Annotated in this window: 16 protein-coding genes and 1 tRNA gene; 12 read left to right on the top strand and 5 right to left on the bottom strand. The window is 55.6% G+C overall.

All coding sequences use genetic code 11. The annotated features are described in order from the left end of the window. Nucleotides 1–14: 14 nt before the first annotated feature. On the bottom strand, nucleotides 15–749 hold the full coding sequence (locus BLU64_RS16205) for a succinate dehydrogenase/fumarate reductase iron-sulfur subunit (RefSeq protein ID WP_026741135.1): 735 nt from the start codon (nucleotides 747–749) through the stop codon (nucleotides 15–17). Then, a complete protein-coding gene (gene frdA / locus BLU64_RS16200) occupies nucleotides 742–2,538 on the bottom strand; it encodes a fumarate reductase (quinol) flavoprotein subunit (protein ID WP_026744319.1) in 1,797 nt (598 codons plus the stop codon). The genes BLU64_RS16205 and frdA overlap by 8 nt, the downstream gene beginning before the upstream one ends. 406 nt (nucleotides 2,539–2,944) lie before the next feature. Here frdA and epmA point away from each other — a divergent pair, with 406 nt between their 5' ends. Beyond that, complete coding sequence (gene epmA, locus BLU64_RS16195; RefSeq protein WP_027063988.1) at nucleotides 2,945–3,922, top strand: elongation factor P--(R)-beta-lysine ligase; 978 nt, start codon at nucleotides 2,945–2,947, stop codon at nucleotides 3,920–3,922. Nucleotides 3,923–4,026: 104 nt separating this feature from the next. Here epmA and mscM read toward each other — a convergent pair whose 3' ends face one another. The 3 genes from mscM to rsgA all read right to left on the bottom strand — a co-directional run bounded on the left by mscM (nucleotide 4,027) and on the right by rsgA (nucleotide 9,404). Beyond that, nucleotides 4,027–7,350 (bottom strand): miniconductance mechanosensitive channel MscM, encoded by a 3,324-nt coding sequence (mscM, locus tag BLU64_RS16190; protein ID WP_074729399.1) that lies wholly within the window; start codon nucleotides 7,348–7,350, stop codon nucleotides 4,027–4,029. Nucleotides 7,351–7,377: 27 nt separating this feature from the next. Continuing rightward, the gene (gene asd / locus BLU64_RS16185) at nucleotides 7,378–8,283 is read right to left on the bottom strand and encodes an archaetidylserine decarboxylase (protein WP_026744316.1); all 906 of its coding nucleotides are present in this window, start codon (nucleotides 8,281–8,283) and stop codon (nucleotides 7,378–7,380) included. A 71-nt stretch (nucleotides 8,284–8,354) separates the two neighbouring features. After that, nucleotides 8,355–9,404, bottom strand: coding sequence for a small ribosomal subunit biogenesis GTPase RsgA (gene rsgA, locus BLU64_RS16180; protein WP_026744315.1), 1,050 nt, complete (start codon nucleotides 9,402–9,404; stop codon nucleotides 8,355–8,357). A gap of 145 nt (nucleotides 9,405–9,549) precedes the next feature. Here rsgA and orn point away from each other — a divergent pair, with 145 nt between their 5' ends. The 11 genes from orn to tssD form a co-directional block, all read left to right on the top strand. Next, nucleotides 9,550–10,092: an oligoribonuclease gene (orn, locus tag BLU64_RS16175; protein ID WP_074729397.1), complete on the top strand. Its 543-nt coding sequence runs from the start codon at nucleotides 9,550–9,552 to the stop codon at nucleotides 10,090–10,092. A 183-nt stretch (nucleotides 10,093–10,275) separates the two neighbouring features. Beyond that, nucleotides 10,276–10,351 (top strand) — tRNA-Gly (locus BLU64_RS16170). A gap of 1,911 nt (nucleotides 10,352–12,262) precedes the next feature. After that, complete coding sequence (gene fimA, locus BLU64_RS16165) at nucleotides 12,263–12,814, top strand: type 1 fimbrial major subunit FimA (RefSeq protein WP_026744313.1); 552 nt, start codon at nucleotides 12,263–12,265, stop codon at nucleotides 12,812–12,814. A 259-nt stretch (nucleotides 12,815–13,073) separates the two neighbouring features. Next, a complete protein-coding gene (locus BLU64_RS16160) occupies nucleotides 13,074–13,739 on the top strand; it encodes a fimbria/pilus periplasmic chaperone (protein WP_099049286.1) in 666 nt (221 codons plus the stop codon). Between the two features lie 112 nt (nucleotides 13,740–13,851). Continuing rightward, nucleotides 13,852–16,512, top strand: a complete 2,661-nt coding sequence (locus BLU64_RS16155; protein WP_074729395.1) for a fimbrial biogenesis usher protein — start codon at nucleotides 13,852–13,854, stop codon at nucleotides 16,510–16,512. Nucleotides 16,513–16,583: 71 nt separating this feature from the next. Next, nucleotides 16,584–17,585: a fimbrial protein gene (locus BLU64_RS16150; protein WP_083351092.1), complete on the top strand. Its 1,002-nt coding sequence runs from the start codon at nucleotides 16,584–16,586 to the stop codon at nucleotides 17,583–17,585. 7 nt (nucleotides 17,586–17,592) lie between these two features. Then, the gene (locus BLU64_RS16145) at nucleotides 17,593–18,123 is read left to right on the top strand and encodes a fimbrial protein (RefSeq protein ID WP_074729393.1); all 531 of its coding nucleotides are present in this window, start codon (nucleotides 17,593–17,595) and stop codon (nucleotides 18,121–18,123) included. A gap of 233 nt (nucleotides 18,124–18,356) precedes the next feature. Continuing rightward, entirely contained in the window at nucleotides 18,357–19,400 is a 1,044-nt protein-coding gene (locus tag BLU64_RS16140; protein WP_083351091.1) for a fimbrial protein, read from the top strand. A gap of 16 nt (nucleotides 19,401–19,416) precedes the next feature. Then, nucleotides 19,417–19,968, top strand: coding sequence for a fimbrial protein (locus BLU64_RS16135; RefSeq protein WP_074729389.1), 552 nt, complete (start codon nucleotides 19,417–19,419; stop codon nucleotides 19,966–19,968). Between the two features lie 331 nt (nucleotides 19,969–20,299). Further along, on the top strand, nucleotides 20,300–21,226 hold the full coding sequence (locus tag BLU64_RS16130; RefSeq protein ID WP_026744307.1) for a D-2-hydroxyacid dehydrogenase: 927 nt from the start codon (nucleotides 20,300–20,302) through the stop codon (nucleotides 21,224–21,226). A 330-nt stretch (nucleotides 21,227–21,556) separates the two neighbouring features. Continuing rightward, the coding region (gene tssD, locus BLU64_RS16125) for a type VI secretion system tube protein TssD (protein ID WP_139171531.1) at nucleotides 21,557–21,857 on the top strand (301 nt) is incomplete at its 3' end.

Below are 21,857 nucleotides of genomic sequence, written 5' to 3'. Positions count from 1 at the left end.
TTTGCCTCCCTCTCTTATTGTGGTTTCAGCATAGCGATCATGAAATCTTTGGCGCTTTCGACCTTGCCTTGCTGGATGGCAGCGGCGGGATCGACGTGCTTCGGACACACTTCGGAGCAGTAACCGACAAAAGTACAGGACCATACGCCGTTATCGCTGTTCAACTGTGGCATGCGTGCTTTCTTACCATGATCGCGATTGTCGAGATTGTAGCGGTGCGCCAGCGTAATGGCGGCGGGGCCGATGAACTCCGGGTTCAGACCAAACTGAGGGCAGGCGGCGTAGCATAACCCGCAGTTGATGCAGCCGGAGAACTGATGGTATTTCGCCATCTGCGCCGGTGTCTGATTGTTGGCGCCGTCTTCCGGTTTGCGATCATTGCCGAGAATATACGGCTTGATGGCTTCCAGACTCTCAATGAAGTGAGTCATATCCACCACCAAATCGCGCTCAATGGGGAAGTTACCTAGCGCTTCCACTTTCAGGCCGTCGGTATAGTCGCGCAGGAAGATCTTACAGGCCAGCTTCGGCACGTTGTTGACCATCATGCCGCAGGAGCCGCAGATCGCCATACGACAGGACCAACGGTAAGACAGATCCGGCGCCAGGTTGTCTTTGATATAACCCAGCGCATCAAGCAAGGAGGTCTGCTTGTTGTACGGCACTTCATACGTTTCGAAGTGCGGCGCACTGTCCTGCTCCGGGTTATAGCGCATGACTTCCATTTTCAGGGTTTGCATCTCAGCCATTCGCTTGCTCCTTCTTACTTTTCTCCTGAGCATCGGCTTCACCGCCGTAAACGCGTTTCGCTGGCGGCAGTTTGGTGATCTTCACGTCGCTATATTCAAGACGCGGAGCGCCGTCCTGGCTATGGAACGCCAGCGTATGCTTCAGGTAATTAACGTCGTCACGTTCGGTGCAACCCTCGTCAAGACGCTGGTGGGCGCCGCGGGACTCTTTGCGGTTAATCGCGGAGTGCGCCATACATTCCGCCACGTCCAGTCCATGGCCGAGTTCGATGGTGTAGAGCAGGTCGGTGTTAAACACGCTGGAGTGGTCGCTGATTTTGACGCGTTTAAAACGTTCTTTCAGTTCGGCCAGCTTATCGACGGTTTTTTGCATCAGGTCGGTGGTGCGATAGATACCGCAGCCTTCTTCCATCGTCATTCCCATCTCATCACGAATTTTCGACCAGCTTTCCGTACCTTCCTGATTCATCAAGTCATGCAGCTTCTTCTCCACGTCGCGTGCCTGCGCATCCAGCGCGCTGGTATTGGCGGGCGTCGCTTCCTGAGAGCGCCGTACTGCGTGTTCGCCCGCCAAACGGCCGAAGACCACTAGCTCTGCGAGGGAGTTGGAGCCTAGACGGTTGGCGCCGTGCAGGCCGACGGAGGAACATTCACCGGCGGCGAATAGGCCTTTGATACGCGTTTCACACTGCTGATCGGTTTCGATGCCGCCCATGGTGTAATGCGCGGTAGGGCGAATCGGGATAGGTTCTTTGACGGGATCGACGCCGACGTAGGCTTTGGCAAGCTCGCAGATGAAAGGCAGGCGCTCTTTCAGTTTCTTCTCGCCCAGGTGACGCAGGTCGAGGTAGACCACATCGCCCAGCGGGGTAGAGATGGTGCGCCCGGCGCGCCACTCATGCCAGAATGCCTGAGACACCTTATCGCGCGGCCCCAGCTCCATGTATTTGTTTTTCGGCTGACCCAGCGGCGTTTCCGGTCCCATGCCGTAATCCTGCAGATAGCGGTAGCCGTCTTTGTTGACCATGATGCCGCCTTCGCCGCGGCAGCCCTCGGTCATCAGGATGCCGGAGCCGGGCAGGCCGGTCGGGTGATACTGTACGAACTCCATATCGCGCAGCGGCACGCCGTGGCGGAACGCCATGCCCATGCCGTCGCCGGTGACGATGCCGCCGTTAGTGTTATAACGGTACACACGTCCGGCGCCGCCAGTCGCCATGATGACGGCGTTGGCGCGGATCTGCACCAGCTCGCCTTCCATCATGTTGATGGCGACTACGCCGCGCGCGTGACCCTCATCGACCAGAATATCCAGCACGAAGTGTTCGTCGAAACGCTGAATTTGCGGGTATTTCAGCGAAGTCTGGAACAAAGTGTGCAGCATATGGAAACCGGTTTTGTCCGCCGCGAACCAGGTTCGTTCAATCTTCATACCGCCGAAACGGCGTACGTTGATCGAACCATCCGGTTTACGACTCCACGGGCAACCCCACTGTTCCATCTGAATCATTTCACGTGGGCACTCGTGAACAAATTGGTCGACGACGTCCTGTTCGCAGAGCCAGTCGCCGCCGGCGACAGTATCCTGGAAATGGAAGTCAAAGCTATCGTGATCCTGAGTGACCGCAGCCGATCCTCCTTCTGCGGCCACGGTATGGCTCCGCATTGGATAGACTTTTGAGATCAGCGCAATCTTCAGTTGGGGATTAGCTTCGGCTGCAGCAATTGCTGCGCGTAAGCCAGCGCCCCCGGCCCCGATAATGGCCAAGTCGGCATTAAAGGTCTGCACTGCATTCCTCCAGTTACATAAGTTAAATAAGATAAAATAAGAAAATAATGCGTAATGTGAATATTGGATTTATTTCTGCCCAGTTTTTAGTGAGTTGGGAGGAGCAGAAAAAAAGTCTGTCGGCCGTGGATAGCCGTTAAATCACTCTTTTTTGTGTGGAAATGATTATAGCTATTTAAAGGTCGCTGAAATTTGATGTGATCCAGCATTTTGCTGTTTTTTAACCAGCGGAGAGGAATAGTTCGTAAAACGTGATCGAAAATGCAATTAAAGTAAAAACAGCACTTTTATTGCTTTAATAAATACCTACCCCTACTGATTAAAACATCTTCAACTGGATATGATTTGTTTGGCTGGACTGATGCGGGTAGACTTCACCCCCTCTTTGACTTTGGAGTAGACCACCATGAGCGAAACGGCAAGTTGGCAACCCAGCGCCCCAATTGCCAATCTGTTGAAGCGGGCGGAGATCATGAACGAAATTCGGCGCTTCTTCTCCGATCGCGGCGTGCTAGAGGTGGAAACCCCCGCCATGAGTCAGGCAACGGTCACAGACGTTCATCTGGTTCCCTTCGATACCCAATATGTCGGACCAGGCGCTGCGGACGGCTTGAAACTCTACCTGATGACCAGCCCGGAATATCATATGAAACGCCTACTGGCGGCGGGCAGCGGTCCTATCTATCAGCTGGGGCGCAGCTTCCGCAACGAAGAATCCGGCCGTCATCATAATCCTGAATTCACGATGCTTGAGTGGTATCGCCCGCATTATGATATGTACCGCCTGATGAATGAGGTGGACGATCTGCTGCAACAGGTGCTGGAGTGCGAAAGCGCTGAAATGCTCACCTATCAGCAGGCCTTCCAGCGCCATTTGGACGTCGATCCGCTCTCCGCCGACAAGGCTCAACTGCGTGAAGTCGCCGAGACGCTGGGCGTGGGTGACGTCGCTCATCAGGAAGAGGATCGCGATACGCTGCTGCAACTGCTGTTCGCGGTGGGTGTCGAGGTTAATATCGGCCGCGACAAACCGGCCTTCGTCTACCATTTCCCGGCCACACAGGCGTCTCTGGCTGAAATCAGCACGGAAGATCACCGGGTCGCTGAGCGGTTCGAGGTCTACTTCAAAGGTATTGAACTGGCAAACGGCTTCCGTGAGCTGACCGACAGCGCCGAGCAGCGTCAGCGTTTTGAACAGGACAATCGCAAACGCGCCGCGCGCGGCCTGCCGGTTCAACCCATTGACGAAAATCTGTTGGATGCGTTGACCGCGGGTATCCCGGATTGCGCGGGCGTCGCGCTCGGCGTCGACCGTCTGATCATGCTGGCGCTGAAAGCCGAGTCTATCAGCGAGGTGATGGCTTTTACCGTGGACCGATCCTGACGAACGGCCCGCGGCATGGGCGAAAAAAATCCGGTGTGGGCGTCGCCTCACCGGATTTTTTTATCAGTGTCGTTCAGCGCCGGAAAGCCTCAGCGGTCAGACGATTAGAGACCGCCCGGCGTGCGCGTGGCGGAACCGGCGTTGCGGCCGTCGATCTGTACGGAGTTCATCTGGACCTGGAACGGCGGGAACGGCATCACCAGATTGTGCTTACGGTAGCCGTCCAGAATTAGCTGATGAATCTCATGGCGCAGCGGCATCCGGTGTCCCATTTCGGCGGCGTAGATACGCAGTTCGAACAGCTGAATCCCCTGACGTAAATCAACGAGGAAAACCTCCGGCGGCGGGTTGTCCAGCACCAGCGAGCAGTGTTTGACGGCATCCAGCAGCATCTCGGTGACCTCTTCCGTATTGGCGTCTGCCGGGGCCGGAATGGTCAGTACAACACGTGTCACCGCATCGGACAGCGACCAGTTGATGAATTGCTCGGTGATAAAGGCCTTGTTGGGGACGATGATCTCCTTGCGGTCCCAGTCCGAGATGGTGGTGGCGCGGGTATTGATGCGCATAATGCTCCCGGTCAGATCGCGGATTGTCACCGTATCGCCAATGCGTATCGGTTTCTCGAACAGGATGATCAGGCCGGAGATAAAGTTGGCGAAAATCTCCTGCAATCCGAAGCCAAGTCCGACCCCCAGCGCAGCGACCAGCCACTGAAACTTGGACCACTCGATGCCGAGCATAGAGAAGCCGAACATCCCGCCGATCAACAGCAGCACATATTTGCTGACCGTGGTGATGGCGTAGCCGGAGCCGGGCGACAGCTCGACGTGCTGCAACAGCACCAGCTCCAACAGCGCGGGCAGGTTGCGCATCAACTGAGTCGTAATAAAGAAGATCAGGATGGCGATCAGCACGGCGCCCAGCGTAATCGGCTGGACCGTCTCCGTTCCGTTTATCGTGCTGGTGGCATCCCACAGGCTGATGTTCTCAAGGAAGGAGAATGCCGAGTGGATTTCCGACCACAGCGCCAGCACGGATACCAGTGCAATCAGCGTCAGCACTGAGCGCACCAACTGCAGGGATTTCGCGCTGATGGCGTCCAGATCGACGACCGGCTCTTCGACCACCACGTCTCCTCCGGCTTCATTGCTCTGTGGCGTCGATTCCTCTTCTCCACGCGCACGGACCGCCAGTATTTCGGCTCGGCGCTGCTTAGCTCGGTCAAATGCGATGCGTCGGCGTTGAATCAGCATCCAGCGGCGAATGATGTGGTAAATCACCAACAAGAAGAACCAAATGGCCACCGACTTTTCCAATCGCGCCAGCAGCGCCTGCGATGTGGCCAGATAGCCGAAGCAGGAAGCCAGTACTGCAATCAGCGGCATGCAGAGCAGCAGGTTCCACATGGCGCGGTTTACGGGGTTTTCTCCTGAACCTTCCTTATCCAGATACAGCGGTATGCCAGCGCGTTTCAGACTGGTGGTGACCAGACTGAGCGCCAGGCACAGCAGAATGAAGCAGAGACGTCCCAGCGTGCTGGAAAATTGCCGATCGTTGAGATTATCAAAGGTTATCAGCGCCATGATCAGGGGCACGATCAGACCGATGGAGAGCCGATAGTAGCGCATCGCTCGCTCCACCCGCTTGGGCGACCAGCCGAAATGCACGATGAACAGGCCTTGACGGTGCGCGAACGAGGCGCTGATCATCACGACCCACATCAACGGCACGGTGGCGGTGACGCTATCGCCTATGGCAACAGCGACCGGATAGGGCCACGCATTTTGCAGGCCATAGCCCAAGGCGGCCCACAGGATCGGCAGCGGAATGGCGACCATCACCGACCAGAATACGGTGCGCAGGGTTAGCATGAAGTGGTCGAGCGTAACTTTGCCCACGCGTCCGCTGGCGCGCTCCAGAAATGCATGATAGTGGCGGCGCGAACTGATGCTGAGCGCGACCAGCAGAAGGGCGCCAATCAACGGCAGCAGCGTACTCCAACTCGTCACCATCATCACCATGGCGCTGCTGAGCTGCGTCAGCGTGTCCAAAGACAGCAAGCGGGATAGATCCTGCACCAGTTGAAGCGGATAGGAGAGCGTCAGCGGGTCGACGTCCGCCACCCAGAACAGGTAGCGATGGGCGGCCTCGCGGATCTCTATCAAGGCGTCTTCGAGCTGATTGCTGGCGACCTTCAGCTTGGTCAGCTCAAGAATCTGCGTGTCACAGCCTGAAATCAATGAGGTCAGCAGTTCTCGTTGGGTACGTAGCTGATCGTTGAATATTTTTTGCTGTGAGGCAGTGAGCGGTGAGCCGTCATCCTGCTGCGCCTGCTCGCTTTTCGGCAGCTTGGATAACGTATCTTCGTACTGTAGACGCTGTACCCGTAGCTGGGTCATATCGCCATCCAGCAGTTGGGGCTTCGGCATTTCCGGCAGTCGAGCGACCTGAGCCCGCAGCGTTTCGCCAAGCGCGGTAGACGATCCAAGCCACTGGGCCTGTTCGCGTAGCGTACTCAGCGCCTGGCGCACTTGCAGCGTTTGCGACGCGGCCTGCCGCTGCTGCGAAGCGATTAAGTCCATGCGCTGAGCCTGCTGATTCAGAGCCAGGGACAAATCGCGGTTCACCTGCAGCTGGCTGGCGATGGCCGAAGGCAGGTTGCCGCTTTGCTCTGCTAACAGTTCGGTACGTTCCAGCGCCTGCTCGGCTTCGCGCTGGCGCATACCGTTAAGGGTACTGCGCAGGGTTTGTAACTGCTCATCCAGGCGGTCCCGCTGCTTTTTGAAGAGTTCCGCCCGCAGGCGGGAAAGCTCCTGGCGATTACTGGCGGACAGTTGCGCCAGTTCTAGCTCATCGACCCGGCTTTTGCTCAGCGCGGCTTCCGCCTGCAACGAAGCGAGCTGCGCTCGCGCCAGTGGCGTATTGGCGGTGCCCTGCATTTGGATCCGCCGTTCGACGTCGTTGAGCGCGCGACTGGCTTCCGACTGTTGCTGCGGCAACTGAGCCAGCGAGTCGCTGATTTCCCGTAAGCGATCCTGCTCCAGCTGCTGCTGGCGGGATTGTTCCAGCAGTTGGCTGCTGGTTTGAACAATCTGCTGTTCGAGTTCGTTAACGGAGAGGTTATGGACGGCGGGCGTCGATTTGGCGTCTTCCGCCGCCAGCTCCTGACGTAGCCCGCGCGTGAGACGGGGGAAGTCTTCGATCACGCGCTGATACTGATCCACCCGTTCAATAGCGTTTTTCCGCTCATCCAGCATGCGCAAAGCAGATTGCAGCTCTTTGACGATATCTGCCTGATTCGGCTGTGATTTATTAGCTTCCGCCTGCTGTAAGTCCTGGCGAAGCTGGGCTTCGCTAGGAAGCTGGGCGGTCAGCGCCGGCGCGGATAGCAGGCATCCCAGTAGAAAGATCAATATCAGACGCACGCTAACTTACCTCTATATTGTCGCGGTTTAAGGCGTATTTCCCGTTGTCGCAGGGACGATGGCGTTCTCGCTGATTGCTTCCGCAAGGGGTTCCCCCATTCGGGTGACGCTTTGGCTGGACAGATTGCTCATCAGTTGCATTTTGTTCGCAGCAAACAAATTAATCACGGTAGAACCCAGTTTAAACTGTCCCATCTCTGCGCCCTTATCCAGCGAGATCGCGCCCGTCTCTCCTGCGGCAGGGTAGGTCCAGCGCTTGATGACGCCTTCACGCGGCGGCGTCACTGTGCCAGCCCAAACGGTTTCAATGCTGCCAACGATGGTCGCACCCACCAGAATTTGGGCCATCGGACCCCATTCGGTATCGAACAGACAGATCACGCGTTCGTTACGGGCGAACAGATTCGGCACGTTAGCGGCGGTCAGCGGATTGACTGAAAACAGGTCGCCCGGCACGTAAATCATCTCGCGCAACGTACCGTCGCAAGGCATATGAACGCGGTGGTAATCCTTGGGCGACAGATAGGTGGTGACGAACAGGCCATGACGAAAATTATCCGCCATGATGTAGTTGCCCGCGAGCAAGGCTTCCAATGAATAGGTATGATTCTTTGCCTGCAACAGCGTGTCGTTTTCAATCGCCCCTAACTGAGAGATCGCGCCATCGGCGGGTTGGACCAGTCGGTGATCGTGCGGGTCTACCGGGCGAACGCCGGGACGCAGGGGACGGGTGAAGAAGTCGTTGAACGTCGGATAAGCCGCGGTGTCCGGCTGTTGGGCTTCCTGCATGTTGACGTGGTAAACGCGGACAAACAGGTCGATCGCCAGCTTGGTGAGAGCGCCTCCCCGTCGTTCGGCTCCCCAGCCTGCGAGCCGGGTCAGCCAGATTTTCGGCAACAGATGTTGTAAAGCAATCTTGATTCTATCCAGCACAGTGAGCCTCTTGGGTGTTGTGATGCGCCAATACCAAAAGCGGCGCATTGTAGCGAGGGTGACAATAAATGTCAGTTATCCGAGTCGGAAAAGGATTTACGCGTTTTTACCTGAGACAGGCTTTCGAGAATGCGATGGTAGTTATCAAAACGCTCCGGTGCGATTTCCCCGCGCTCCAGCGCGGCACGAATGGCGCAGCCGGGATCGGTGTCATGTTTGCAATCGCGGAATTTACAGCTGCCCAGATAGTCGCGGAACTCGATAAACCCCTGCGTCACCTGCTCGGGGTCGAGGTGCCATAGCCCAAATTCCCGCACGCCGGGAGAGTCGATCACGTCGCCGCCGTGCGGGAAGTGATACAGGCGGGCCGCAGTCGTTGTGTGTTGTCCCAGTCCGGAGTTATCGGACACATCGTTGACCAGGATCTTGCCTTCTTCAGGGTAGAGCAAGGCGTTAAGCAGGCTGGATTTACCGACGCCGGACTGACCGGCAAAGATGCTGACGCGGTGGGTCAACGCGGTTTCCAGATCCTTCATGCCGTCGCCGGTTTTGCTGGAGACCATCAGCACCCGGTAATGCAATGCGCGGTAAATCTCCATCACCTCGTCAACGAACTGGCGTGATTCTTCATCCAGCAAATCAATCTTGTTCAGGACGATGAGCGGTTCGACTTCCAGCGTTTCGCAGGCCACCAGATAACGGTCGATGATATTGATCGACAGCTCGGGGAGGATGGCGGAGACAATCACGATCTGATTGATGTTGGCGGCGATAGGTTTGACGCCGTCGTAGAAGTCCGGACGCGTGAGGACTGACTCACGAGGATGCACCGCTTCCACAATGCCGCTGATGCCCCCCAGCGTTTCATTACCGGGGCGCCAGACGACCTTGTCGCCGGTGACCAGCGATTTTATGGTACGACGAATGTTACAGCGACGTTGCGTACCGTCTGTGGCTTCCACGTCGACATGCATCCCGAAGCGGCTGATGATGGTCCCTTCCTGGGCGTCGCCCAGCTGGTTGTCCTCCCATACGATTTTACTGTCTGCATGCTTCAGGCGGCGCTGATGATTCGCGCTGACTCGACGTTGCTGACCTTTTGACAGTTTCTTTTTGCTCACTCAACCTCTCTAGATTCGTGGTTATCGCTCATGACATGAGATATGCCTATAATACACCCTATTTGACTTTAATTAACCGATGCCGAGCGTGTCTGCGAAGCCACGTCGACGGCGGGCCGAAAAGCCCTACAGGAATATCGATAACATGGTAAACGAAAACAATCTGATCTGGATCGATCTGGAAATGACGGGACTGGATCCGGAACGGGATCGCATCATTGAAATTGCGACGTTGGTGACCGACGCTCATCTAAACATACTGGCGGAAGGGCCTACGCTGGCGGTTCATCAGCCGGACAGCCAACTCGCGCTGATGGATGACTGGAATGTTCGTACGCATACCGGCAGCGGTCTGGTCGAACGCGTGAGGGCGAGCACCTATGACGAGAACGCCGCCGCGCAGGAGACGATCGCGTTTCTGCGCCAGTGGGTGCCGGAAGGCAAGTCGCCGATTTGCGGCAACAGCGTGGGTCAGGATCGCCGTTTTCTGTTCCGCTACATGCCGGAACTGGAATCCTACTTCCACTATCGCTATTTGGATGTCAGCACGTTGAAAGAACTGGCGCGCCGCTGGAAACCGGAGATTCTGACCGGTTTCAAAAAGCAGAACACGCATCAGGCGCTGGACGATATCCGTGAGTCCGTCGCCGAACTGGCCTACTACCGCGAGCATTTTATTCAACTGTAACGAGCGCCAGTGGAGAATATCGCGCGACGGAAACCGTCTGTCGCGGCGATATTTTCCTCATCTTGGCGTTTTTCTCCTCAGTTAGAAGAAAATTGCGTTTCAGGGGTTGCGCAACCAAACTTTCCTCGTATAATGCGCTCCCCGTACCGGCAAAGAAATTTCGGTACTGACAGCACCACCCAAGCGGGAATAGCTCAGTTGGTAGAGCACGACCTTGCCAAGGTCGGGGTCGCGAGTTCGAGTCTCGTTTCCCGCTCCAATTCTTCCTCTATAGACAGTCACCAAAGTCTGTAGCTCTCTGATTCAACTCATTAATTTATTTTTTAGCCTCCAGAAAAATCCACTAAGAATAAAACTCGCTCCAGCTACATCGACATTGCGCGTGAAAATCGGCAATGACGAAACCATCCAATGTGTTCAGAAAATGCATTTTTCAATGGATGGGAAATTTCCTTGAACGACTGCAACGTCAGTTGCAGATCTGCTGCTTGACGCATTGAGTCATCACTATGTCTCATCCGCCGTCCTCAAATGCCAACGCTCTCTGGAAACCTACCGAACAGATACCTCCGCTTACGCGGGACCGTGACGATACCTGATGGGCTTCGCTGGAAGATAATACGTCGCTCAGCGCTCCTGTGAGGCGCACCACATATCAATGGGAGACGAGATGCGGCAATGCCTGGGATTGGGCTGCGCCTTCCTCTTGGTATTTAACTTCCGTCATAATATGATCCTTATTGGGACGGCCCGCATCCGGGGATAGCTGAAAATAAGTCATCATGGGGTCTTATTTTTATCGTATATCAAGAAAAAAATAAGGTATTACTCCATTTCGCCGGCGTCTGATCGGCTTTTGAGCTTATTAGTATGCTAATGACATTATTGTGGCCATGTCGTCGTTTTCCCAGTACCAAAGGGAATACCGTTATTAAAACGGCGATAACACATAATAATCGTTGTGTTTTCCCCGGCAATAACGGTTTCGGCAGGTGGTTCTTCAATCCTATGTTAAGTTGTGAATAATTGGGCTGAAAAATAATCGTCTCAGAATAGATGTTGTGAGGCGCTACGGGGTATAAATACTGAGGGTAAATATTGTTAATCTGCTGTTGCATCGGCGTTGTTTATTAAATGTTCAGGGTGCCATGCAAACAACGACTGAACCATGATAACCGCCTTCAAAATAATCAGAATATTCGGGTGAGGAATTCTGAGTTATTTTATTCTCCCTTATTTTTACGTGGTAATGGCTTGATATTGATGTGGGCACTCTCTTTTCACTAGGGGGATGACCACAGAGCAGGAGCGCTTCTCTTAGCGTCGGATGGGCGGGCGCGATGGTATAGCGTCAAGAGGGGAACAACACTGCACGCATCAAGCAGTGATGTTAATTTTATCTTTTACTATCAATGAAGTGTCTTCTTTGTTGCGGGTGATACTCACCTGGAGTCGTATTTGAAATCCTACGTGCTATGCAAACGATATGCTCTGCATCTCGTCGAGATGAAAAATAGCGTTAACGACAGACTCGCGGAAGCGCCAGGATAAATAGCCTTTTTCCACCCATTCTCATCAGACATCCCGTTTATTTTATTCTCTAAGTCTGCCTCAGCGCTCTCATCTTTTTCTTATCGTATTTTCCTATTAAGCGTATCCTCTATAGGAAGGCTATTTTCATATTGACGCATTGTTTGCTTATTAATTTGTCATTATTCTTTATGTCGATTATGCATTGGTTGTCAATTTAAACAATAAATAAACATGGATGTTCATATGCCATATTTTATTTGTTTTTAAAACCCGAAAAATGCCGATGAGAACCCCATAACTCCATACTTTATGCTGTCTATTTTTATTTTTTTATTTTTTTATTCTTATTTTTGGTGCTCTCACTGCTGAATGTATGGATTTTCCCCTGAATTTAACAGGTTTTTGTTAAACCTCGCGATTTATTATTTTTAGAAAATACTCAAAGGGCAGGGGGAATTCTTCATTTGCAATAATTTCTTAGTCTTGCCGCTTCTGTCTTTATATAAAGTCACGTCTTCGACGTGCCTTTATATTCATGATGCAGAGGTTCCGGCGGGCGGGAAATATCCGTGTGTCTAAAAATCACACTCTTAGACTATTTACATAGCCTTTATATTGGTAATAAGGAATAGTGACTATGCGTAAAACTCTACTCGGCGCCTTAATTGGCGCGTCTATTCTGTCAGCCGGTTATGCCAGCGCTGCGACGACCGTTGCCGGTGGTACCGTACACTTTACAGGCCAGATCGTGAATGCGGCTTGTGCGGTCAGCTCAACCTCTTCTAACCAGACGGTTAACCTCGGACAGTATCGTACCGCGAACTTTACTGCGGTAGGGGCTTACTCCGGTAAGGTGCCTTTCACGATCAAACTTGAAGATTGCGATCCTACCGTTTCCACGACAGCCGCCGTCGCTTTTAGCGGATCTGCCGATGGTAACGACAACACCGTATTGTCCACCAGCAACATCAGCGGCGGCAGCTCCGGCGCGGCAGCTGGCGTAGGTATCGAAATTTCCGATAGCAAAGGCACCGTACTGTCCCCGACCGGCGCCGCTTTCTCTAGCCCGCAGACGCTGATCACCGGTAGCAACACCCTGAACTTCAACGCTCGCTATAAATCGACGCTGGCTACCGTAACCCCTGGCGAAGCGGATGCGGATGCCACCTTTACCATGCAGTACGAATAACTACATCACGCACGCAGGGATGCGTTATGGCCGCCAAGGAGGGCGCCATTTTTGACTTTTTGTGGAAACGACGTTGCGACAAACAAACGCCGGTTCCGCGTTTCTGTACCGACATCCGCCGTGTTAGCGGAGGCGGATTTAGCGTCTGACGTAATCCGACCTCGCGCGTAATGCTCAACCTGTAGCTGTCAATCAGTCATTTTCGTACATGGAGTTTAGCGTGCTTAATTCAACTTTTTTCCGCCGCGCTTTGGCCGGTATGGCGCTGTCCGTTTTAACCGTCATTCCGCTGGTGGCGCAGGCCGGGGGCGTGGCGCTGGGCGCGACGAGGGTGATCTATTCCGCCGGTGCGGCCCAAACCTCTTTGGGCGTGACCAATACGGATACCAAAAGTCCATTTCTTATTCAGTCTTGGGTCGAAGATACGACGGGCAAGAAAAGCGAGGCATTTGTGGTCACGCCGCCGCTGTTCGTCGCCAAACCATCGGGTGAAAACATTTTACGCATTATGTACGTCGGCGCGCCTTTGCCGACCGATCGCGAATCGGTGTTCTGGATGAACGTTAAGGCGATTCCGTCCGTCGATCGCAGAGATATTCAGGATAAAAACGTTCTGCAATTGGCGGTCCTCTCCCGCATCAAACTGTTCGTCCGCCCCGTCGGCCTGCCGGAAAGCCCGGCCGAAGCGCCCACGCATCTGCGATTTCATCGTCAGGGCAATAGCCTCATCATCACCAACCCAACGCCTTATTTCGTCACGTTAGTGAACTTCAACCTCGGTACCCGAAAACTGCCTAACACCATGGCGCCGCCTAAAGGAAATGTCTCCGTTGCGTTGCCTGCCGATGCAAGTGGCCAGGTGTTCTTCCAGTCAATCAATGATTATGGGGCCAACAGCGCACGCATTAACGGCGTCATGCAATAGCGCCGAACAGTGAACGGCAAATCCCGAACCGGGCATGAAAAAGGAGGGCGCATACCGTTCAAGTTGCTTTCCGTCACTTTTTTCAGGAGTTTTTCTTTCAGGAGTTTTTCATATGCGGCCATTATATCGGAAGCCCCATTTCAGACAGTCGCGCGCCACGCCGTTGTGGCGGTTGTCGCCGCTGTGCCGGGCGATCGCGTTATGCGTAGCATTACCTTCGGCCGGCGCTTATGCCGAACTGTTCTTTAACCCGGCGTTCTTATCCAGCGATCCTTCGGCGGTGGCGGATTTGTCGCGGTTCGAGCAGGGAAAAGGGCAGGTGCCGGGGGTCTATCACGTCGATGTCTATGTGAACGATGAATTCGTCGAAACGCGGAATATCCGGTTTGATGCGCGCAAACCGACAGCCGCTGGCGTAACGCCGCTCGAACACGAGTCGGACGATACGGGGCTGGTGCCCTGCATTACCCACTCGCAGGTTGAGTCGCTCAACGTCAACATGTCGGCATTCCCGGCCGCCGCTAGTAGCTCGGGGCAGGAGTGCGTGGCGCTGACGCGCATCATCCCCGACGCCCATATGGCGTTTGATTTCGAACTGCAACGCCTGAATATCAGCCTGCCTCAAGCTTCGCTCAATAACAGCGGCCGCGGCTACATTCCGCCGGAACAGTGGGATGACGGCATCTCCGCCGCGCTGCTGAACTATGACTTCACCGGTAGCAATAGCTCCGGCGACGACAGCAGCAACAACTACTTCCTCAATCTGAACAGCGGCCTTAACTGGAACGGATGGCGCCTGCGGGATTACTCCACCTGGAGCTACTACAGCTTTGAGGGGCGGCATACGCGCAACTGGCAGCATATTAATACGTATTTGCAGCACGCGATTATTCCGCTGAAAAGCGAACTTACCCTCGGCGATAGCAATACGCCGGGCGATGTGTTCGATACGTTGGGCTTTCGCGGCGCGCAGCTTGCGTCGGACGATAATATGCTGCCGGACAGCATGCGCGGATTCGCCCCCACCATCCGCGGCGTCGCGAAAAGCAACGCCCGAGTCACGATCCGGCAGAACGGCTTTATCATTTATCAGTCTTACGTCGCGCCGGGCGCATTCGCCATCACCGACCTTTATCCGACCTCCTCCAGCGGGGATATGGTGGTGACGGTGACGGAAAGCGACAACAGCTCCAGCACCTTCAGCGTGCCCTACTCGGCGGTGCCGGTATTACAGCGCGAAGGGCGCGTGAAATACGCGGTGACCGCAGGTAAATACCGCAGCAACTACACCGAGCAGGAAAAACCCGAGTTCGGGCAAGGCACGGTGATCTGGGGGCTGCCCGGCGGCTTCACGCTGTATGGCGGTACGCAGGTGGCGAAGAAATATCAGGCTGGTGCGATCGGCGCCGGTAAAAACCTCGGGGACTGGGGCGCGCTGTCGGCGGATGTCACCCAAGCATACAGTAAGCTGGCGGATGACAGCCGTCATCAAGGGCAGTCAATGCGCTTCCTGTACGCCAAGTCGTTGAACACCGTCGGCACCAACTTCCAGCTGCTGGGCTACCGCTACTCCACGCAGGGCTACTACACGCTCGATGAAACCAGCTATCGCCGCATGATCGGCACGAACTACGATACCGATGACGGACTGGTCGACCCAACGGTGGAGTACAACAATTACTACAACCTTAACTACAACCGTAAAGGGCGTATTCAGGTCAACATCACCCAGCAGCTCGGCGATTACGGCTCCGTTTTCCTGAGCGGCAGCCGCCAAACCTACTGGCGTACCAATGACACCAATTCATTGTGGCAGGTGGGGTACAGCGGCCACTTGAAGGGGGTGAGTTACAGCCTGTCCTTCAACTACAACAAAAGTCCCGGACTGGTGGAGCCAGACAAACGCGCCGCCTTCAATGTTTCCATTCCTATTGGACAATGGTTGTCCGGCGGCGGCAAAGAGTCGGATATTACCCGCTCGGGTAACACGGCCTATGCCACCTATGCGGCGAATACCGACTGGCACGGACAGACAACGCATCAGGCCGGCATTAACGGCACGTTGTTGGAAGATAACAACCTGAACTACAGCGTGCTGCAAGGCTACGGCAATCACGGCGTCGGCGGCAGCGGCTATGCCAGCCTGAACTATCAGGGACGGCAAGGTAACTCCAACGTCGGCTACAACTACGGCAAGGGATACCGGCAGGTCAACTACGGCCTGAGCGGCGGCATTGTGGCGCATGACAGCGGCCTCACGCTAAGCCAGCCGCTGGGGGCCACCAACGTATTGATTAAAGCGCCGGGCGCCAGCGACGTTAACGTAGAAAGCGTGACCGGTGTGAGCACCGACTGGCGCGGCTACGCCGTCATTCCTTACGCGATGACCTACCACCGCAACCGTATTGCTCTCGATACCACCACGCTGAAGGATAACGCCGATCTGGATGACGCCGTCGTGAACGTGGTGCCGACTCAAGGGGCGTTGGTGCGCGCCGAATTCAAAACGCACATCGGTTCACGCGCGCTGCTGACGCTGATCCGGTCTGACGGGCAGCCGATGCCGTTCGGGTCTGCGGTTTCAACCAATGACGGCCGCTCCGACAGCGTCGTCGGCGATAATGGCCAGGTCTATCTATCCGGTTTGCCGCCCACGGGCAAACTCAACGTGAAGTGGGGCGATGCGACGGCTGAACAGTGCGTTGTTCCTTATTCACTGCCGAAAGATAGTGCAACGAAAGCGATTAGTTATGCCAAAGTGAGGTGCCAGTAATGCGTCAATTAACAACATCGAAATCGCTTCGGGCGGCTAGAAGCGCTGGGTGGCCGAAACGGCTTTCTATCATGTTGCCCTTACTGGCGTTTCCCCTTATCGGTCAATGCGGCAGCGATCTGACGCTGACTTTCAGCGGGGCAATCAGCTATACCGGCCCGGCGGATGACGTGTCCGTCGGCCAGCAGATCGGCCCGGCTTGGTCGGCGAGCAACAAAAACGTCTATATGTGTAACAACTCAAGCAAGGCCACGGCCAAAGCTTATGTCTCCGCCGTGCGTCCCAGCACGGGATTAACGACGACCATCAGCGGCGTGAATTATATTATTTACGACTCGGGCACGCCGGGCATCGGCTTGGTGGTGGGCGTGAAGGATTCGAACGCCACGAACTATTCCGCGCTGATGACGACGCAAAACCAGTGGTATCCGGCCCCGGGCACCAACACCGTGCCGTATAACGGCATCGGCGGTTACGGTAAGGTCACTTTGGTTAAAACCACCGGTCACTTAAAGACCGGGACGACAACGCTGGCTGCGCAGAATATTGCGATCGTGCAATGTTATGGCTCCGACGGCTCTGCTACCGACTCCGCGTACATCAAAATCGCCCAGACCCAGATTACCGTTGCCGCGACCGGTTGTACCGTGCAGTCCGGCGCGAATCGCGTGATTGACATGGGGAATGTCTCCACCGGCAGCCTGCCCTCCGTGGGCAGCCAGTCGCCGGCGAAATCGACGTCTATCGGGTTGTCCTGCGATACGGGCATCCATGTGGCGGCGACGATCTCCGACCAGAGCAATACCGCGAATACCAGCAACATCATCGGGCTGACCAGCGGCTCAACGGCTAAAGGCATCGGCATTCAGGCGTTTTATAACGGCAGCTCCACGCCGGTGAGTCTGGGGCCGGACGACTCCAGTAAGGGGAACACCAACCAGTTCTCCATCGCCGATATTTCCACTCAGGGGCAGTCTGTGACGGTTCCGCTCGCGTTCAGATATGTACGAACCGGCGATATGACCGCGGGAACGGCCAACGGTCTGGTCGGTGTGACGTTCTCCTATCAGTGAGGCCATTATGACAATTTATCGAGTAATTCTGGGGAGCGTGGCGCTCAGTATCATGGCCGGTTCGCCGGTTGCCTCCGCCTATGACTCGTATATCCAGATCAATGGCAATCTGACGTCGAACACCTGTTCGGTCAGTACTGCTTCGCAGAACAAAACGGTCAATCTTGGCTCGGTGGCGACGAAACAATTCTTTGAAGGTGGCTCCCGAGCGCTGACGCCGGTGCGTTTCACCCTCGATCTGGAGAACTGCGGCGCGTCCGCCGCCGCCGTCTCCACCACCTTCACCGGCACGGCGAATAAAGATGATGCGACGCTGCTGGCGCTGAACAGCAGCAGCACCGCGACCAACGTCGGGATTGCGATTTTGGATAAAGATCGCAACCGCATCTCGCTTGGCAATGCCAGCGAGCAGTATGCGCTGACCGCCAACGCCAGCAGCGTGCAACTGGTGTTTTACGGCCAGTACGTGGCGACGCAGAGTAGCGTGACCGCAGGTACGGCCAACGGCGACGCGACTTTCACGCTGACCTATCAGTAACAGCATCTGAAAACGCATAGGGAAAAGACTCCGCCCATGATGTGCGAACGGCGGGACCATCGTTGTCTTTAGCCATAACGACATGCGCCGGCGCGGCGACTTCATGCTCTGAGCTCCCATAGGTCTGGGCATCGGCGGGACGGGAATAGCCATCCTGCTTTCTTGCCGGGAACGGCAATCACGCGATGCATCTTCCGCAGACTGATAGATAACGACGATAAGGACGAATATTGATGAACCTAACGATGGCGACACTCATCGAACGCCTAAAAAAACAGCTCGGATGGCTATGTTTGGCGGCGAGCGTTTTTTTTTCCCCGACAACCTTTGCCACGTTGTGTAATACGGCAACCGGCTCGCCAGTGAGTTATGACTTTGATTTCAATTTTTCCTCGCAGCAAAACTATGTCGGCTACACCACCGGCTGGAATCAGAAGTCGGACAGCGGCTCCTATGTGATCAGCGGGGGATGCAATAACAGAGACACCGTTTACTATACCGCTCAGGCCGGTTCAGCGCTGAGTTTCTCTTTCTCGGACGGCTCCGCCAACTGGTACGACATCACCGGCAATGATTATTTGCAGATTGCCTCGCGGATCTATGTCTACAACGCTTCCGGCGGCAGCACTTACCATAATGTTCCGTTTACCGACTTATCGAATAACTGTAATGGAAAGTGCGGCGGGACGGCGACGACGGGCAGTCGGGTACAGGTCAGTTTCCGTATCAAACGCAAGTTTGTCGGCATGACGACGCTGCCGGCGATCCCGATTTTTTCCTTATACGGCAATCAGGGCGGAACGGGACAGGGTACTGGCTCTCCGCTCGTAGTCGGATACCTGAGCGGCACGATGACGGTGCCGCAAAGCTGTGAATTGAATGCTGGGCAGGTGGTCGCCATCGACTTCGGCAACATCGCCACCGGCGCGTTTAAAACCGCGGGTGCCAAGCCTGACGGCGTCAGCGCCGTGACCCGCACGATCGCGATTGCCTGCAATGGCATTGAGGCCCAGTCCAATTTGTCGCTGCGCGTGCAGGCCGATACGGTGTCGGGCAATGCGATTGTCTCGAATAACAGCGACGTCGGTTTTGTGGTGACCAATAGCAGCGACAGTGCGCTGACGCCGAACGATATCTCCAGCGTACTGCCTTTCACGCTGGACGATAATGAAAACGCCAACGTCACGGTGAAAGCTTATCCGGTCAGCGTGACCGGCAATACGCCGCAGGCGGGCGTCGTCTCCGCGTTGGCCTACCTGCGCGTCGATTTTGATTGAGGGAGGGATAATATTCATGTTGCCGAATAATTTTCGCCGTCTCGCCACCGCCGCTTTCATCGTGCAGGCCGTTGGGCTGTGGGGATGTTTACCGTCCGCTCGCGCGGATCTGGGATCGACCAACCTCCAGCTCAGCGCGACGCTGGTGTCCAACAGCTGTTCAGTCAGCGTGGGGTCGCAGGAGCAAACTGTGAATATGGGCACGCTGGCGACCAAGCAGTTCGCCGTCAATAAGACAGGCGCGGCCCCGGTGCGATTCGTGGTGAACTTGGAAAGCTGCGGTTCGGCGGTATCTTCGGTCACCGCCACCTTCTCCGGCACGGCGGATGCGAACGATTCGACGCTGCTGGCGCTCAACTCGGGGAGCACCGCGACGCACGTGGGGATCGCCATTTTGGATAAGGATCGTCAACGCATCCCGATTGGCAACGCCAGCGAGCAATATCCGCTCACTGCCGGCGCCAGCAATGCGCAGCTGGTGTTTTATGGTCAATATATCGCGACGCAAAGCAGCGTCACCGCAGGCACCGCCAACGGCGATGTGACCTTTACCTTGAATTATCTGTAAGCGCGCGCGACCGGCGACGGCGTTGTGCCGCCGCCGGTCCGACCGTGACCGCTCTTCGTTCCCGCTTTTCTCTTCCCGCTCGTGTCCTGTCGCCGCCTGCCTGCAGGAGGCGTACGTGACGCCGAAGCGGCTCTGGTCTCCCCGACGTTAATGGCATAAGGTTTAAGACGTTTGCCGCTCTCAGAACGCGCAAGCGCTCCCATGCTTGTTGTCGTCTGGCCATCTTCCGATGGCGTGCGCCTCCTCACATGAACGAGGCGGCTTGTGACGCATGGCGTGCGATAGCCTACGGGCAACGACGCGTCCCCTCGACTTGATAAGGAATCTGATGATGACCTCTCTGTTGGTGCTGGACCCCCGTGCGGATGAAATCAAAGGCGCTCTGCGCGATGCGGCATCGGACATTGAAGTGGTGACCTCCGATGGCTCCGTCGCTCAGGCGGCGCAATATGACGTCTGGGTGGGAGAACCGAAACAGGTTGTCGGCCTGCTGGCGCAGGGTGTTCATCCGCAGTGGCTGCAATCTACGTGGGCTGGTTTTAAACCTTATCTTGCGGAAGGATTACCGCGCGGCTATCGCCTGAGCCGCGCGGTGGGGGTGTTCGGCCAGCCGATTGCCGAATATGTGCTGGCTTATCTACTCCGACATGAGTTGCATCTGGAGGAACGACGTGAGAATCAGCGCCAGTGTATCTGGCAGCCGCGCCTGCCGGGTTCGTTGGCTGGCCGACAGGCGCTGATTGTCGGCGCTGGAGACATCGGCGGCGAAGTGGCCGCCTTCCTGCAACCCTTTGGCGTCGAACTGTCCGGCATCGTCAATACGCCGCGGTCATTGCCCCATTTCAAGCGCGTTGCGGGGTTAGACGACTTGGCGCGCGAGGTAGCCGGGGCCGATTATGTGATTAATCTGCTGCCGGACACCGCCCGCACAACGGATATTTATCACGCTGAGCTGTTCGCGGCGATGAAGTCGTCGGCGCTGTTCATCAATGTCGGGCGCGGGACGGCGGTGGTGGAGGAAGATCTGCTGGCAGCGCTAGACCAAGGCCAGATTGCGGGCGCCGTGCTGGATGTGTACCGGCAAGAGCCGTTACCTGAGCGCCATCCTTTCTGGCGGACTCCCAACCTGACGCTGAGTCCGCACGTGGCTGGCCCGATGGTCACTGCGCTATTAGCGCGACTGCTGGTGGATAACCTGTCCCGTTTTCGGGCGGGAGAACCTTTGCGGGGGGAGGTGGCGTTTACTCAGGAGTACTGATCCTGCTATGGATGAAGGTTGCGGAGGGGAAAAGCGTTCCCACTGCGTCTGATTAAGGTTGATAAATAAGCAATTGCTGATTGTATAATGACCCATCGAAGAATAATTGCCAAATCTGCGCAACTTCTTGCGCACTTTCCAGCATAAATCACTTTTTGCGCAATGTTTGCAAACGATCTGCGCATCTTGCGCAATATTTTGCTCAGGTATTGGTTAGGGTAAAACGCGTATTTTAAATTCCGTTATAAAACAGTGAGATAAAACTTGGCATAGTCATTGCATTGTTAAGCGGGCGAAAGTAAAAACCGTTCAACAACTAGGAGCAAGACTATGCCAACCCCATGTTATATCAGCATTGAAGGGAAAACTCAGGGCAACATCACCGCCGGTGCCTTCACGTCCGACTCCGTCGGCAACATCTACGTGCAGGGCCACGAAGATGAAATGCTGGTGCAGGAATTCAAACACATCGTGACCGTCCCGACCGACCCGCAGTCCGGTCAGCCGTCCGGCCAGCGTGTGCACAAGCCGTTCAAATTCACCGTGGCGCTGAACAAAGCCGTTCCGCTGATGTACAACGCCCTGGCGTCCGGCGAAATGCTGCCGACCGTGACCCTGAAATGGTACCGCA

The sequence above is a fragment of the Lonsdalea quercina genome (assembly GCF_900107885.1).
Lineage (GTDB): Bacteria > Pseudomonadota > Gammaproteobacteria > Enterobacterales > Enterobacteriaceae > Lonsdalea > Lonsdalea quercina.
The sequence above is the reverse complement of the archived record's forward strand: the minus strand, read 5'-3'. Positions and strand labels throughout refer to the sequence as shown.